The 15329-nt window shown below is 72.0% G+C and carries 16 protein-coding genes; 6 read left to right on the forward strand and 10 right to left on the reverse strand.

All coding sequences use genetic code 11. From position 1 onward, the window contains the following. Positions 1–100: 100 nt before the first annotated feature. The gene (locus tag ACIBH1_RS37080; RefSeq protein WP_397318706.1) at positions 101–1624 is read left to right on the forward strand and encodes a hypothetical protein; all 1524 of its coding nucleotides are present in this window, start codon (positions 101–103) and stop codon (positions 1622–1624) included. Here the strand turns inward: ACIBH1_RS37080 and efeB are convergent. The 4 genes from efeB to ACIBH1_RS37100 form a co-directional block, all read right to left on the reverse strand. Next, complete coding sequence (gene efeB / locus ACIBH1_RS37085; protein WP_397318707.1) at positions 1621–2853, reverse strand: iron uptake transporter deferrochelatase/peroxidase subunit; 1233 nt, start codon at positions 2851–2853, stop codon at positions 1621–1623. The two genes, ACIBH1_RS37080 and efeB, sit on opposite strands and share 4 nt — an antisense overlap. A gap of 5 nt (positions 2854–2858) precedes the next feature. Continuing rightward, positions 2859–4016: an iron uptake system protein EfeO gene (gene efeO, locus ACIBH1_RS37090; protein WP_397318708.1), complete on the reverse strand. Its 1158-nt coding sequence runs from the start codon at positions 4014–4016 to the stop codon at positions 2859–2861. Positions 4017–4027: 11 nt separating this feature from the next. Then, positions 4028–4852 carry an iron uptake transporter permease EfeU gene (gene efeU / locus ACIBH1_RS37095; protein ID WP_397318709.1) on the reverse strand — a complete coding sequence of 275 codons (825 nt, stop codon included), beginning with the start codon at positions 4850–4852 and terminating at the stop codon, positions 4028–4030. 92 nt (positions 4853–4944) lie between these two features. Further along, complete coding sequence (locus ACIBH1_RS37100) at positions 4945–5868, reverse strand: M48 family metalloprotease (RefSeq protein WP_397318710.1); 924 nt, start codon at positions 5866–5868, stop codon at positions 4945–4947. A 72-nt stretch (positions 5869–5940) separates the two neighbouring features. Here ACIBH1_RS37100 and ACIBH1_RS37105 point away from each other — a divergent pair, with 72 nt between their 5' ends. Next, on the forward strand, positions 5941–6330 hold the full coding sequence (locus tag ACIBH1_RS37105; RefSeq protein WP_397318711.1) for a BlaI/MecI/CopY family transcriptional regulator: 390 nt from the start codon (positions 5941–5943) through the stop codon (positions 6328–6330). 9 nt (positions 6331–6339) lie between these two features. On the opposite strand, the gene ACIBH1_RS37110 is transcribed toward ACIBH1_RS37105, so the two are convergent. Further along, on the reverse strand, positions 6340–7521 hold the full coding sequence (locus tag ACIBH1_RS37110; protein WP_397318712.1) for a VOC family protein: 1182 nt from the start codon (positions 7519–7521) through the stop codon (positions 6340–6342). An 87-nt stretch (positions 7522–7608) separates the two neighbouring features. Between ACIBH1_RS37110 and ACIBH1_RS37115 the strand changes: the two genes are divergently transcribed. The 4 genes from ACIBH1_RS37115 to ACIBH1_RS37130 all read left to right on the forward strand — a co-directional run bounded on the left by ACIBH1_RS37115 (position 7609) and on the right by ACIBH1_RS37130 (position 10095). Next, positions 7609–7929, forward strand: a complete 321-nt coding sequence (locus tag ACIBH1_RS37115; RefSeq protein ID WP_397318714.1) for an ArsR/SmtB family transcription factor — start codon at positions 7609–7611, stop codon at positions 7927–7929. Between the two features lie 2 nt (positions 7930–7931). After that, positions 7932–8066, forward strand: a complete 135-nt coding sequence (locus tag ACIBH1_RS37120; protein ID WP_397318715.1) for an SRPBCC domain-containing protein — start codon at positions 7932–7934, stop codon at positions 8064–8066. Positions 8067–8142: 76 nt separating this feature from the next. Further along, positions 8143–9234, forward strand: a complete 1092-nt coding sequence (locus ACIBH1_RS37125; RefSeq protein ID WP_397318716.1) for an SRPBCC domain-containing protein — start codon at positions 8143–8145, stop codon at positions 9232–9234. Between the two features lie 123 nt (positions 9235–9357). Next, positions 9358–10095 (forward strand): VOC family protein, encoded by a 738-nt coding sequence (locus ACIBH1_RS37130; protein WP_397318843.1) that lies wholly within the window; start codon positions 9358–9360, stop codon positions 10093–10095. 48 nt (positions 10096–10143) lie between these two features. On the opposite strand, the gene ACIBH1_RS37135 is transcribed toward ACIBH1_RS37130, so the two are convergent. The 5 genes from ACIBH1_RS37135 to ACIBH1_RS37155 form a co-directional block, all read right to left on the reverse strand. Then, on the reverse strand, positions 10144–10677 hold the full coding sequence (locus tag ACIBH1_RS37135) for a calcium-binding protein (RefSeq protein ID WP_397318717.1): 534 nt from the start codon (positions 10675–10677) through the stop codon (positions 10144–10146). 85 nt (positions 10678–10762) lie between these two features. Continuing rightward, positions 10763–11770, reverse strand: a complete 1008-nt coding sequence (locus ACIBH1_RS37140; RefSeq protein WP_397318718.1) for an LLM class flavin-dependent oxidoreductase — start codon at positions 11768–11770, stop codon at positions 10763–10765. Then, positions 11767–12483 (reverse strand): hypothetical protein, encoded by a 717-nt coding sequence (locus tag ACIBH1_RS37145; protein WP_397318719.1) that lies wholly within the window; start codon positions 12481–12483, stop codon positions 11767–11769. The genes ACIBH1_RS37140 and ACIBH1_RS37145 overlap by 4 nt, the downstream gene beginning before the upstream one ends. A 44-nt stretch (positions 12484–12527) precedes the next feature. After that, complete coding sequence (locus ACIBH1_RS37150) at positions 12528–13604, reverse strand: alpha/beta fold hydrolase (protein ID WP_397318720.1); 1077 nt, start codon at positions 13602–13604, stop codon at positions 12528–12530. Positions 13605–13651: 47 nt separating this feature from the next. Further along, positions 13652–15229, reverse strand: coding sequence for a hypothetical protein (locus ACIBH1_RS37155; RefSeq protein WP_397318721.1), 1578 nt, complete (start codon positions 15227–15229; stop codon positions 13652–13654). Positions 15230–15329: the final 100 nt, after the last annotated feature.

Below are 15329 nucleotides of genomic sequence, written 5' to 3' on the forward strand. Positions count from 1 at the left end.
AACCGGGCAGGTCCGGTCGCGGATCTTGCCCATGCGGACATGGGGCTTTCCGTACCTTCCCTTGCCCCTGATCGCCGGATCGTCCGGGTAGGGACCCGCCGTGATCATCAAGGTGATGGCGGCGGGGGCGGCGTGCGTCCTGGCCTGCGCCGCGGGGGCGGTGCCGTCCGCGCGGGCGGCGACGACGCTGGTCAGCGAACGCTTCACGGGCGCGACGGCGGACGCCAGGTTCCAGGGGTACGGCTCCGCCTGCCTCACCGGCGCGCCCGCGGTCACCGCGCTGGGAGCGCTGGATCACCCGCTCGTCGGGTGCCCCAGCACCTCCGTCGGGCCGGTGCCGCCCCAGGGCGGCGCGCCGTACGGCTATCTGCAGCTGACCGACGCCGGCAACGACCGCGCGGGCGCGGCGCTGTTCGACGCTCCGCTGCCCTCCGCCGACGGCCTGGACGTGACCTTCGAGCAGTGGCAGTACGGCAGCACCACCCCGTCGCCGATCCGGCCGGGCATGCAGCACGCCGACGGGATCTCCTTCTTCCTCACCGACGGCAGCGCCGGCCTGAGCGCGCCGGGCGCGTTCGGCGGCAGCCTGGGCTACGCGCAGAAGCTCCCCGACAACGACCCCTCCCGCCCGTTCGTGCCGGGGGTGGACAACGGCTACCTCGGCATCGGCCTCGACGCGCTGGGCAACTACTTCGGCGACTGGGAACGCCGCGGCGACGGCTGCGCGACGGGTTCACCGTCGGGGACCGGCTTCTACATCCCCGCCCCCGGCGAGAACATGGTCACCGTCCGGGGGCCGGGCAACGGCACCACCGGCTACTGCTGGCTGGCCGCGACCACCTCCAACACCACGACCACCGGCCCCTGGCCCTCGACCCTGCCCGGGTCGCTGGTCGGCCCGCTGCAGACGCTCCCGCCCAACGTCACCGCCCAGCAGGCCCAGACGCTCCTGGAGCCGAGCAAGCGCACCGTGCGGGTGCGCGTCTCCCCCGGCCCCGCCGCCCGGGTGACCGTGGACATCGACTTCCACGACGGCCAGGGCATGCAGCAGGTGCTCGCCTTCGACGCGCCGGGGCCGGTCCCCACGACCTACTCCTTCGGGTTCGCCGCCTCGACCGGCCTGTTCACCGACGTGCACCTCATCCGCAACGTCGTCGTGCGCTCGTTCCGGCCCATGGCCGAGCTGTCCCTGCGCAAGTCGATCGATCCCACCCGCCCGGCGCCCAACGCCGTGGGCGAGGTGCTGCACTACCGATTCGTCCTCACCAACACCGGCGACCAGCCGCTGCGCACGCTGTCCGTCAGCGACCCGCTCGTCTCGGCACTGACCTGCCCCGACGTCGTCCTCGCGCCCGGCGCCAGCGTCACGTGCACCGGCCGGCACCGCCTGACCCAGGCCGACGTGCGCCGGGGACGCGTGGTCAACACGGCCCTGTCGTCCGGCAGGCGCACCGACACCGGGACCGAGGTCTCCTCGAACCCGTCGACGGCCACGTTCCTGATCAAGGCCGATCCTCCCCCGAAGCCTCGCCCCGCGAAGAAGAAGCGCCACAGGCACCCGAGGATCGCCGAGAAGCCGCCGCTGGCGGCGAAGAACTGCCGCCGCGGCGACCGCTCCTGCTAGCCGGCGCCCGCGAACAGTTCGCGGCCCCAGAAGTCGCCCGCGTCGCGCACGCCGGGCGGGCAGGCGAACAGCCCGCTGGAGACGTGCTTGATGTACTCGTTGAGCGGGTCGGTCCTGGCCAGGCTCATCTGGACCGGCACGAACTGCTTGCGCGGGTCGCGCTGGTAGGCGATGAAGAACAACCCGGCGTCCAGGCGCCCCAGCCCGTCGGAGCCGTCGACGAAGTTGTAGCCGCGCCTGAGCAGGTGCGCGTCGCCGTGCTGGGAGGGGTGCGCCAGCCGGACGTGGGCGTCCGGCTTCATCGCGGCCAGGTCGACCGGGTCGAACTCCCGCGCCCTGCCCACCGGGGCGCCCTCGCCCTTGTCGCGGCCGAAGATGTCCTCCTGCTCGCGAAGCGAGGTGCGGTCCCAGGTCTCGATCGTCATGCGGATCTTCCTGGTCACCAGGTAGCTGCCGCCCGCCATCCAGGCCGGCCCGTCGGCCGCGGCGGCCCAGAGCTGCTCGCGCACCAGCGCCGCGTCCTCCAGCTTCATGTTGTTGGTGCCGTCCTTGAACCCCATCAGGTTGCGCGGGGTCACCTGGGCGCGCGAGGTCGACGACGTACGGCCGAAGCCGAGCTGGGACCAGCGCACCGACACCCGGCCGAACCCGATGCGCGCCAGGTTCCTGATGGCGTGCACGGCCACCTGCGGGTCGTGCGCGCACGCCTGCACGCAGATGTCGCCGCCGGAGATCTCGGGGATCAGCTGCTCGCCGGGGAACTTCGGCAGCGGGGCCAGCGCGGCCGGGAGGCGGCCGGCCAGCCCGAAACGGTCGTCGAACAGCGAGGCGCCGAAGCCGACGGTGAGGGTCAGCCCCGAGGCGGGCAGGCCGAGCGCCTCGCCGGTGTCGTCGGGCGCGCCCTCGGCGGGTCCGCCGACGGCGCCGAACGCCCCGGCCTCCTGGCCCTGGGTGAGGCGGGCTGCGGCGGCCGTCCACTCCTGCAGCAGGTCGACGAGCTCCTCGCGCCGGGAGGTGGTGACGTCGAAGGCGACGAAGTGCAGGCGGTCCTGGGCGGGCGTGACGATGCCCGACTGGTGCTCGCCGTAGAAGGGGAACGGGTCGGAGGTGGAGGAGGCGTGCGCCGCGGTTGGCTCCTCGAGGAGCGATCGGGCGGCGATCGCCCCCGCTCCCACCGCCGCGGCCCCGGCGGCGCCGAGGCCGAACATCGTGCGCCGGCTGATGCTCATGGCGCCTACTTCGCGACGATCGGCGCGATCGAGCTGATCGGCTCGGCGAGGGCGTTGATCACGTCGGACAGGCTCTTCAGCTCCTCCTTGGACAGCTCGTTGTGCAGGCGCCAGCCGTCGCCCTTCTGGTGCTTGCCGAGCTCCGCCTCGGCGGCGGCGAACCGCTCGTCGAGGGTCTTGACCAGGTCGGGAGCACGCTCCTCCAGCACCGGGCGCAGCGACTGCACCGCGGCCTTGGAGCCGGCCAGGTTGGCGGCGAAGTCCCACAGGTCGGTGTGCGACCAGATGTCCTCCTCGCCGGTGATCTTGCCGGTGGCGACCTCGTCGAGCAGTTCCTTGGCGCCGTTGGCCAGGTTGAGCGGGGTCAGCTCGGTGGTGTTGGCCTTCTCCACGATGGTCTTGACGTCGGCGATGAGCTTGTCGGCGATCGGGCCGTCCTCGCTGATGTCCTTGGTGATCCAGAGGTCCTTCTCGATCTTGTGGAAGCCGGTCCACTCCTCGCCCTCGGCCAGGTCGGCCTCGCGGGCGTCGATGGCCGGGTCGAGGTCGCCGAAGATCTCCGCGACCGGCTCGATGCGCTCCCAGTAGGTGCGCGAGACCGGGAAGAGCTCCTTGGCCTTGTCGATCTCGCCCGCCTTGACCGCGTCGACGAACTCCTGGGTCTTGACCAGCAGCGTGTCGCTCTGGCTCTTGACGTACCGCTTGTAGCTGGCCGTGGCCTCGGCGAGCTTGGCGTCGGCGTTGAGCGGCTTGTGCTCGCCGGTGACCTTCAGCGGGTTGCGGATGCCCTTGCCCACCATGCCCGGCTTGCAGGCCGTCTCGTAGCTGCCCGCGGGCAGCTCGGCGATCAGCTCACGGGTCAGGCCCGGCACGATGTTCTCTACCTCGGCCATCACCCGGTCGCCTGGCGCGTAGACGTAGAACTCGGTGACCTTGCTGCCGCCGTTGGTGATGGCGAACGTGCTGGTGCCGGCGGCCACCTCGGAGACGGCCACCTTGCACTCGGTGTCGCTGGCGGCGACCTCGACCTTGCCGGGCTTGGCCTGGCCGGGTTGGGCCGCGCCGGGGCCCGCGGCGGGGGTCTCGGCCGAGCAGGCGGCGAGGGCGGCCAGCATCAGGGCCGGGGCCAGGGCACCGGCGAAGAGACGGATGACGGCGGACATGATGCTCCTGTTCAGGCCGCGGGCGCGGGGGTGAGCTGCGTGCGCGAGGGACGCAGGAAGAAGAAGAGGGTGGGGACCAGGTAGGCGGCCCAGGCGACCATCTCCAGGACGCTGGGCTGCGGGGTGATGTTGGCTATTCCGCCCAGGAGCGCGCCGTACCACGAGTCGGCGGGCAGGACGGCGCTGATGTCGAAGGCGTGGGTGTTGAGCCCGGGCAGGACGCCCGCCTCCTGCAGGTCGTGCACGCCGTACTTGAAGATCCCGGCGGCCACGAGGATGAGCAGCAGGCCGGTCCAGGTGAAGAACCTGGTCAGGTTGACGCGCACGGCGGACCTGTAGAGGCCGTAGCCGAGCACGATCGAGGTGAGCAGGCCCAGCGTGATGCCGATCAGCGGCTGGGCCGAGGCGGTCGCGCCCTGGGCGGAGGCGAAGAAGAGCAGCGCCGTCTCCAGCCCTTCGCGCGCGACGGCCAGGAAGGCCATGACGACGACCGCCATGGAGCCCAGCTCCAGCGCCTCGGAGAGCTTGCCGCGCAGGTCGGCGGAGAGAGCGCGGGCCGCCCGCCGCATCCAGAAGATCATCCAGGTGACGAACACGACGGCGAGCAGCGAGGTGATCGCCTCGAACAGCTCCCGCTGCTGGAATCCGAGCCGCGCGGCGGTGAAGGTGAGGATCGCGCCGAAGGCGACCGACAGGGCCACGGCCGCGAGCACGCCGGTCCACACCAGCGGCAGTTTGTCCTTGCGGTCGCTCTTGACCAGGAAGGCGACCAGGACCGAGACGACCAGGGTCGCCTCCAGTCCTTCACGCAGGCCGATGAGGTAGCTGGCGAGCACAGCATGCTCCTGAGGGTCGGAGGAGAGCCCGGCAGGCTCCGCTACATGCTGTAGAAGTTAACATAGGCTCACCTAACTACCTAGGTGGCCCCTCACCTCCCCGAGGCGGCCAGCCAGAGCAGCTCCAGCAGGTCCCAGATCGCCTCGCCGGTCCACACGACGGTCGCCACCGCCACCACCACCGGGACCACGGCCGCCATCGGGTGCGTACGGCGGGCGGGCCGCAACAACGCCGACACCCGCCTCGGGACCGCGCCCGGCCTGGCCTGCCCGGCGACGTGCAGCACAGGGGAGGCCCCGCCCGACCGGGTGGAGGCCAGCGCCGCCTGGCCGACGGCCCGCGCCACCAGCCGGCGGTCGCCCACCCGCGCCGCCGCCTCCTCGTCCGCGGCGCGCTCCACCATGAAACCGACCTGGCGGCTTACCCACCGCAGCGCGGGATGGGCGGCGCCGGCCAGCTCGGCCAGCCGTACCAGCCGGTGGTGAGCCCCGGCGAGATGGGCTCGTTCGTGCGCCAGGAGCGCTTCGTACTGCCGCGGGGTCAGCGCCTCGCGCATGCCCGTGGTGACGACCACCCAGCCGGGGTCACGCGACGCGCCCGGCACCGCGAAGGCGGTCACGGCGTCGTCCTCGACGAGCAGCACCCCGTCGTCCGGGCGCGAGAACTCCTGCGCCGCCCGCAGGTCACGGCGGTGACGGCGGTGGGTCCGGCCCATCGAGGCGGCGGCGGCGACCACCAGCACCAGCGAGCCCCACGACACCCACGGAACCTGTGCCGTGTCCGCCTGAACCACCGCCGACGACCAGCCCAGCGCCCCGGCCACCGCCGGGACCTCGGCCACGGCCTTGAGGGCGAACACCGTCAGATTCGCCATGCTCGCCGCCGCCACGACCGCGGCGGACCAGGCCAGCACCCGGGCGGCACGCGCGGGCGCGAGCCTGCCGGCGACGAGATAGGCCGCTATCACGATCAGCGGCGGGCTCACCACCACCGACCACACGAAGTGATCGAACATCGGCCTCTCCTTGGCTGTGACGTGGCCTTCAGCCTGCCACGAGATTCGCGATGCCTCGATAGGGTGTCGGTGATGAACATCGACCCGGAGGGCCGTGCCGACCGCCGCCGGCCCGGCGAGCTGGAGGCGGCGATCCTCACCGCCCTGCGCGACGCGGGTCGTTCGCTCACGCCCCGCCAGGTCCGCGACCGGATCGATCCGTCGGGCGGGCTGTCCTACAGCGCTGTGGTCACGACGCTCATCCGCCTGTACAAGAAGGAGGCGGTCACGCGGCGGCGGGAGGGGCGCTCGTATCGTTACGGGGCCCTCGTGGACGCCGCCGGACTGGTCGCGCAGCGCATGAGCGCGCTGCTCAAGGCGGAGGACGACCACGCCACCGTGCTGCGGCGGTTCGTGAGCGAGCTCGACACCGGCGACGAGGCGCTGCTGCGCCGGCTGCTCAGCGACGAGCTCGGGTCGTAGGCGTGGAGCTCAGGCTCCGCTGACGATCACCACTTCGTTGCCTTCCGGGTCGGCGACCCGCCGGCGGCCCTCCGACTCGTCGAGGAGGCTGCCACCGGCCGCGACGATCGCGGCCAGGCGCTCTTGGGCGAGATCCGACGGCACCGCGAGCTCGACGTGGATGCGGTTGCGCTGACTGCGCCGCTCCGTCTCCGTGACGTCGAGCTCTTGGAACACCAGCACCGGGTTGAGCCAGCGCGGGTCGTGGATGTCGCTGTTCCAGTCCCGCCGGTCGGGGGTGTATCCGAGTGCCGCGACCCAGAACGCGCGGATCGCGGGGACGTCGGCGGCGTCGAGGAAGAGCTGGACGAAGCGCGACAGCCCCGGATCCGCGGCAGCCCCGAGGTCGCGCGCGGCGGCCTGGAGGCGCCCCGCGAGCTCGGTGAAGTCGAGGTCGAGGCCGTGGGCGTCCTTCTCCCACCGGTCCTTGCCGCTGTCGAGGATCACGAGCCCCGGGCGCAGGTCGATCAGCAGCGGGAAGCCCGCGTCGTGGGCCAGCGCCGCCGCCGCGGCGGCCAGGTCACGCCGCTGCTCGGGCGAGGTGGTGCGGTAGCACGCCATCGCGCCGAACACCGCCTGCCAGTCGGCGGTCTCGCTCCCCTCGCCGAGCGCGTCGCCAGGCACCAGGTCGACCTCGTTGCCGTCGGGGTCGGCGTGACGGACTCCGTACGGTCCCGACGCCTGGCCGAGGCCCGCCTGCTCGACCGCGTGCGCCGGCCGGACCACGTCGAGGTGGACGCGGTCGCGCAGCGGCCGGGGCTCGGCCGAGTGCCGGATCCGCAGCGCGGGGTATCTCCTGTGCGGGTCGGCCAGCTCGCCGTCCTGCCCGGGGGCGTAGTCGAGCGCCTGCTGCCAGAACCGCCTCACCCCGGAAGGGTCCGCGGACTCGACCACGATGCTCAGATGCTGCAGGACGGCCGGATCCGCGGTCAGCCCCAGGGCCTTGGCGGCTGCCGACACCGCCTCGGCGTGCTGGTGGTCGTCCGGGTCGAGGCGCACCCGGACGCCCGTGGCGCGCAGGTCGGCCACGATGCCGTCCGACAGCTCCACGAGGTGTCCGGCCAGCGCGGCGCCCTCGACCAGCGAGGGCGCGTCGAACCAGGCCGTCGCGACGCCGTCGAGCATTCGCCAGTCCGTTCCGAGGTCGATCATGCCGCCACTGTAGCGCCGATCACACGCCTCGTGTATACATTTGCGCATATATATAGATTCGTGTATGTTCGAGGAGTGGTCAACAACGTGCAACTGCGATTGACGGCGATCTCGGAGCCCAACAGGTTCCGGATCGTCGAGTTGCTCAAGGACGGCCCGCGTTCCGTGGGTGACATCGTCGAGGCGCTGGCTCTGGGCCAGCCACAGGTGTCCCGGCATCTGCGGCTGCTGTCCGAGGCGGGCGTCGTCGAGGTCACCAAGCGGGCCCAGCAGCGGATCTACCGGCTGCACCCGGGCGCGATGCGTGAGCTGAGCGACTGGGTCCAGGGATTCGCCGCACTGTGGTCGGGGCGGATGGACCGCCTCGGCGCCTTTCTCGACGACAACGCCGATCAGCAAGGAGCTTGAGCATGTCCCCGAACCCCGCAGACGGGATCGTGGTCGACACGTCGACCAACACCCTCCACATCAGCCGCACCTACGCGGCCGAGGTCGAGCGGGTGTGGTGGGCGTGGACGGACGCCGTGGCGGTCACCCGCTGGTGAGGCCCGCAGGGGTGGGCCGCAGGGGTGGGCCGCAGGGGTGGGCCGCAGGGGTGGGCCGCAGGGGTGGGCCGCGACCGTGCACGAGATGGACGTGCGGCCGGGAGGACGCCGACGCTTCGAGATCGCGCCCGTGGACGGCTCGGCCGCCCCGGTGCGCAGCATCGCCACCTACACCACCGTCGTCGAGCGCCGCGAGCTCGCCTACGACGACGTGTTCGCCGATGAGGCCTGGCAGCCCGACGACACGGGCGCCTTCCCGACCTCGGTGACCTTCACCTCCACCGGCACCTCCACCGGCACCTCCACCGGCACCTCCACCGGCACCTCCACCGGCACCTCCACCGGCGGCGGCTGCGCGGTCTCCGTCGCGGCGCGCTTCCCCGACGGCCAGGCGCTGCAGCGGGCCGTCGAACTGCAGATGGCCGAAGGCTACGCCGAAGCCCTCGACCGGCTCGGCGGCCTGCTGGACGCCTCATCGATCAACGAAGGAGAAACGATCATGTCCGAGCTTTCCACCGTCACCTCCGCCGACGGCACCACGATCGCGTACAGCAAGACCGGGTCCGGCCCGGCCGTCATCGTGATCAGCAACGTCGCCGAAGACCACACCGGCGTCGCGGGCGTGGCCGAGGCGTTGTCCAAGGACTTCACCGTGATCAGCTTCGACCGGCGCGGCCGCGGGGCCAGCGGCGACCCGCAGCCCTACGACCCGGCCCGCGAGATCGAGGACATCGCCGCACTCATCGAGGTCGCGGGCGGCACGGCGGCCCTGACCAGCGGTTCCGGCGGCTGCGGGCTGACCTTGGACGCGGCGAGCGCGCTGGGCGACAGGGTCACGGGTCTCTACCTGTACGAGCCGCCGTTCATCGTCGACGGCTCCAGGTCCCCGGCGCCCGCCGGGTACGTCGAACACCAGCGGGCCCTGGTCACGGAGGTGCGCGGGCTCCAGGACGGTCGGCCGCTGCCCGCCGACCGCTGGTCGATCAAGGCGCCGATCGCGGTGGCCGTCGGCGCCAACGGCGAGGACTTCATCCGCGCCGGCGCCCGTGCGCTGGCCGCGATCCTGCCGAACGTCACCGTGCTGACGCTCGCCGACCAGGATCACTCGGCCTTCTGGACGGCCCCAGAACCGGTCGCGGAGCAGGCCCGCGCCTTCCTGCTCGGCTGACGGACGCAGGGCCGGACCGGGGCATAGCGCAAGCTTTCCTCCCCGATGCCCCTCTCCTGGAGCACCGGAACCTAGCCTGAAAACAAGATCAAACAGGCGGGTTCAGGAGGCGCGGTGCTGAGGATGACGGACTATCCGGCCGGGATGCCGTCCTGGGTGGAGCTCGCGACCCCCGACCCGAAGGCGGCCCGCGCCTTCTACGGCGACCTGTTCGGATGGAGCGGCTACCGGCTGTCCCTGGCCTCCTTCTCCGACTACGAGATCTTCACGCTCGGAGACGTCCAGGGGCCCGAGGTCGGCGGCATGCTCGACTTCTCCGACTCCCCCACCGCGTCCTGGAGCGCGTACTTCCGCAGCGACGACCTCGGGCAGACCACCGAGAACGTCACCCGGCACGGCGGCGCCGAAGTCCTGGCCCCCTCGGACGTCGCCAACCTCGGGCGCATCGCCATCTGCGTCGACCCGCAGGGCGCCGACTTCGCCCTCTGGAGGCCCTACGACCTCAAGGGCGCCGGCGCCATGAACGAACCCTCGGCCCTGTGCCACCTGGAACTGCTCAGTCCCGACCCCGCCCTGGCCGACGCCTTCTACACCGCCGTCTTCGGGTGGACCACGGTCCGCCTCCCCGACGGCCGCACCACCTGGCACCACCTCGGCACCGACGTCGGCGACGTCACCGCCCACGACGGTCCAGCCACCTGGCGGCCCTACTTCCAGGTCGCCGACTGCGACGCCACCGCCGCCCACGCCCGCGAGCTCGGCGCGGTGGACGTCACCCCACCGGCCGACACCCCGCTCGGCCGCCGCAGCATCGTCACCGACCCCGCCGGCGCGACCTTCGCCATCCTGGCGCCGCGCTGAGCCACGAAGGACGAGGGCCACCCCGGCTGTCAGGGTGGCCCTCACCGGTCAGGAGTCCTCGCAGGAGCTCAGCGTCTCGGTGTCGCAGAAGTCGTTGTCCGCGCCACCGAAGCCCTGGTCGAACCCGGCGTTACCGACCAGGATGTCGTTGCCGCCCCGGCCGTGCAGCACGTCGTCGTTGTCATCCCCGGACACGAAGTCCTTCCCGGGACCGCCGAAGAAGGTGTCCACCCCCGGGCCCATGAAGATCCGCGAGGGCAGCGACGTGTTGTTGCTCATGGTGTCGTCGCCACCCTGCAGGTTGGCCTGGATGTTGGTGACGCCCCCGCTCGGACACCGCACCGTGTTGGGGTCGACCTGCTGGCAGACGCCCCCGGTGATCAGCGTGTCCTTGTTGTTCCTCACCACCAGGAAGCCGCTCTCGAGGCTGACGGAGATGCTGTCGCTGACGTTCGCGGAGTTGACGGAGAGCCGGCCGCCGCTCGACGTCACGTTGGTCAGAGCGTGCGCCGGAGCCGACACGGCCAGCAACGGCGCCGCCACCAGTGCCCCCAGAACGAGCGTGCGTAGTGCGTTTCTCATCGTGTTCCTTCTGTGTGTGTATCCCGAGCCCCGGCGATGAGTAGACACCGATCTTGCGGCGAGCCCCGCGCACCAATACGCGCTGTCAGTCCGTATTTCTGCCTGGTGCCCCGGGAGCGGCGGCGCGCAGGGTGGCCTCGATCTGCGGCCAGCCGATCCCCGGCGGGATGCCGACCATGGTGATGTCGGCGACGTCGTCCCAGCTCCTCAGCTGCTTGCGCACGTCCGCCGCGTCGCCGTAGGCCGTGAACTCGTCCAGCAGGATCTGCGCCGCGTCCGGCACGACACCCAGCGTGCGGCCGGCCGACGGATTGGCGGCACGGACGAGGTCGACCTGCTCGCCCAGGCCCTGCGCCGTGACGACGCGAGGGTAGATCTCGCCCATGGCCGCGAGGTAGAACGCGGTGCAGGCGGCGGCGATCGTGCGGGCGGCGACGGGGTCGGGGTCCACGACGGTGAGAGGCCCCACCGCCACGGTGAGCGGGGGCCGTCCGGCGTCGGCGCGCAGCCGCCTGATCTCGGCGGCCAGCTCGTGGCAGCGCTCACGCCGCAGGTAGAGCGGGTACCAGCCGTCGGCCAGCTCGGCGGCGACCCGGATGGTCCGCTCGCCGCTGGCGGCGAGCCAGATGGGCAGGTCCGTGACGGGCGGCTGTCCCAGCCGCAGCGGACGGGCCCCCGGTACGGCAGGCACGGCTCGTTGCCCGGCGAGCAGGGAACGCACGCCGGCGGTGACCTGCCGCAGCCGGTCCGCCGGGCGGGCGAACGGCAGGCCGTGCCAGCCCTCCACCAGGTGCGAGGTGCTGGCGCCGAGGCCGAGCACGAAGCGGCCGGCGGAGAGCTGGTGCAGGGTCGCGGCGGCCATCGCGAGCGTTCCCGGGGTGCGGCTCCACACCGACAGGATCCCGGCCGCGAGCTTGATCCTCCGGGTGACGGTCGCGATCTCGGCCAGCAGGACGGTCGAGTCCAGGCCCCAGCCCTCGGCGACCGAGAAGACCTCGTAGCCCAGATCGTCCGCGAGCACGGCCATGCGCACGATCACGTCGCGCCGCAGCTCCATCGGCGTCAGCGCGACGCCCCGCCGTACGGTTGTCATCTCGGTTCCTTCGTGAGGGTGATCCAGGTCTGGCGGGAGAAGGCCTGCAGGGTGCCGGAGGGCGAGTAGAGGGCCGAGCCGGCGTGGAGTTTGCGGCCGGACACGCCCTCGAGCCAGCCGACCAGGATGTGGGTGTCGTAGGCGGCCAGGGGCCCCGACACCCATGCCGCCATCCGGCCCAGGACGGCGACCTCGGTCCGCGCGCCGAACCACATCGCCGCCCAGCCCGCCGGGCAGTCGAGTGCGGCCCAGGCGTACTCCGGCTTGATCGTGTCCCCGGCCAGGGCGCCGCCGTTCGGGCGCCAGACGGCTGCCATGAGGTCTCTGCCAGGGAGCGGGCCGGGGAAGACGCGGAAGGCGTCGGCGTCGGTGCGGCCGGTCCCGCAGACCACGCAGCGCGAGAAGCCGCTGGACGTGCGGCCGGGGAAGGCCGCGGCGGCGCCCGACGCCTCGGCGACCGTCGGCGGCTCCGGCGCCCGGTTCACCAGGGTGGTCGTGCCGGCCTCCGCGACGACGGCGAACCCGTCGTGCAGCTGGAGGCCGCCGTCGCTCCGCTTCAGCCGGAGCGTGACGCCGAGCCGTAACGGCTTCCTGAGCGTGATCTCGGCGTCCGGCGGCAGGTACGGCGCGAGCAGCCCGCAGGCGTATCCGCCGTGGGCGGAGGCGGGGGGACCCTCGAAGGCGGGGTCGATGACGATGTTCTGGTTCAGCACCCCACGACGCTAGATTCCGCCCCCGCCTGCGCGAATCGGATGTTCTACCTAGGCGTCGGGGCGTTCCACGCGGGAATCGGGGCCTGCGCCCGCAAACCACCTACGCGCTGCTGGCTCGCCCACACGGCCATCTGGGCGCGCGAGCGCACGCCGAGCTTGTGACGCACGTGCTCGACGTGCGCGTCGACCGTCCGCACGGAAACGCCCAGGATCTGGGCGATCTCGGCATTGGTCAGCCCTTCGGCGATGAGGTCCACCACCTGACGCTGCCGTTCGGTGAGCGAGCCGTCGGCGACCACCCGACGCCGGCCGGACACGCGCTCCCGCAGGAACGACAGGATCGTCGCCGCCGCGATCTCCTCACCCTCGAAGTAGATCGGCTGCATGCGGCCCTCCAGCGCGACGAACTGCGCGTCCGGGATCAGCGAGGCCACCTCACGGCCCAGCTCGAAACGGACGGCCCGGCTCTCGCGCCGGTGCAGCACCAGCGTGGGGACGCGGATCGACGGCAGGATGTCGTCGACCTCGATGCGGTAGAACATCTCCAGCAGCGCCGCCGCGCTCTCCGCCGTCGCCGCCGCCCGCTGCAACCGGGCGAACATCTCGGTCACCTCGGCCTCGGCGCCGGGGAACCAGATGTCGGCCAGGACCCGCGACCCCATGCCCCAGTGGGCCTCGATCAGCGACAGGACCGAACGTTTGACGGGATCGGGCGCGAGGTCGCTTCCACGGGCGCAACTGCCGTACACCAGCAGCGACGCGACGGCCTCGGGATGGCGGGCGGCGTGCGCCGCCGCCACCTGGCCGCCCTCGCAGGAGCCGAAGAGGGTGTAGCGCCTCAGGCCCAGATGGCCGATCAGCGCGCCGAGCGTCTCGAGCTCCGACTCCAGGGTGAAGGTCTCGCGCTGGCGGTCGGACAGGCCGCAGCCCAGCTTGTCGTAGCGGATGACGGTGTGCTCGCGGGCCAGCGCCTCCACGAACCGGCGATGGGAGGGCACCTCCCAGGACATTCCCAGGTGCGACACCCAGCCGAGGAGGTAGACGATGGGCGGGCCGCTGCCGACGACCGAGTAGGCGACGCGGCCCCCCGGGGTGGAGGCGAACCTGATGGCCTGCTTCACCGGATCAGCATGCCATCGCGGCGGCCGGCGTCACAGGGCCAAAGGGCTTACTCGATGGTGGAGGTGAAGGTGGGCGTCGATTCCTGGTAGGTCTGGGTGGCCGGCTGGTAGTGGTATGAGCGGGTCAGCCGGTCACCGGCTCGCAAGGCCACCGGCAGCTCCCACCGGCCGCGTGCGGCGTTCCACGTCAGGAAGTAGTTGAGGTCGCCACCTCCGTTGAGGCTGTATCGCACGGTGACGAAGCTCGCCGTGAAGCCGTCGGGCCTGAACCAGAGGGCCGAGCGGTCGGCGCCGTGCGTGTACGGCCCGGGTGCGACGGTCGGCGAAGCGGTGGCGGTGGGTGTCGGGCTGGGGCTGGGAGAGGGCGCGGGACCGTCGCCGTTGACGTAGATCGGCTTGCGAAGCTCGGCGAGGAACCGGTCGCGGATCAGCGTGACGGCCTGCACACGGGAGTCCCCCCAGTAGCCGTTGGCGCAGCCAGGCCCGCCGGCCTGGGACCCGTCGGCGCACCTCCACAGCGGCTGGCTCTCCCAGTCGGTGTTGATGTAGGAGACGGCGCGGATGACGTCCCTGTTGCTCTCGATCAGGGAGAAGAACCCCGCGTACCACTGGTTCCAGATCGTCTCGGCGCTCGCGGCGGCGGGCTGCTTGGTGAAGATGCAGCTGCGGGTGCCGGTTCCGGTGCTGTAGCCCTGCGGCGCGGCTTCGGCGATCATCGCGGGCTTGCCGTGGGTGCGGGCGAAGTCCAGGATGCGGCTCTGGGCCTGCGCCGGGGGCAGGTCGGCGGCCCTGCAGCCCCACTGGGTGGGGATGGAGGCGGCGTTGTAGAAGGACGACAGGCCGACCCAGTCCACGACGTCGTCGCCCGGATACCACCTGTTCAGGTGCTGCGGGTCGGTGACGACGTAGTTCCACTCGGGGTGGTCGGGCGAGGTGTTGAGCGGCCAGGCCGCGCTCTGCCAGACGGTCGCGACCCGGCCGGCGCCCAGCGCGTCGATCCGGCCCTTGACGTAGCGGAAGGCCCGCTTGTAGAAGTCGGCGTTGTAGCAGTTCCACGGGCCGTCGAACTCGTAGCCGATGCGCAGGTAGACGTCGCGGCCGTAGCTCTTGAACCTGTTGATCATCTCGTCGACCTTCGCCCGGTACTGCCCGACCAGGGACGGGGTCAGGTCGGCGTCGCCGTTGTCGATGATGGCGCGCAGGGGCTGGTTGCCGCAGCCGGTGGAGGTGTCGGACAGGTAGAGGCCGACGGCCAGGGCGCCGTCGGGGTATTGCGCGAGGGTGGTGGGGAAGTCGACGCGCCCGGCGCCCCAGTCGGCGGGGGCGGCCATTCCGGCCAGCGGCGGCGGGTCGCCGCCGAGGACGAGATTGGTGTAGAGGGTGACGCCGCCGGGCCGGGGTGTCAGGCCCCGGTCCAGGACGTCGCGCTTGTAGTCGGACAGGGTGCTGCTGTCCTGGCCCATCAGGACCAGGACCTTCCCGTCTGGGGGCAGGTTGCGGGCGCTGGGCGCGGCGGGGGCGGGTCGCGCCACGACCAGCGACGCGGGGGCGGGTCGCGCCACCACCAGCGACGCGGCGACGGCGGCTGCCGCGACGATCACGCCGAGCCCTCGGGACATGCGCATGCGATGCTCCAATACACGCGATGGGGGAAGGCTCTCACCACCTGATCCGCCCGCAGGTGTGGAGCTCTGCCGCCATGGTGTGCTCGCGACGCCCGCAAGT

The organism is Nonomuraea sp. NPDC050663 (assembly GCF_044456985.1).
In the GTDB taxonomy this organism is placed as follows: domain Bacteria; phylum Actinomycetota; class Actinomycetes; order Streptosporangiales; family Streptosporangiaceae; genus Nonomuraea.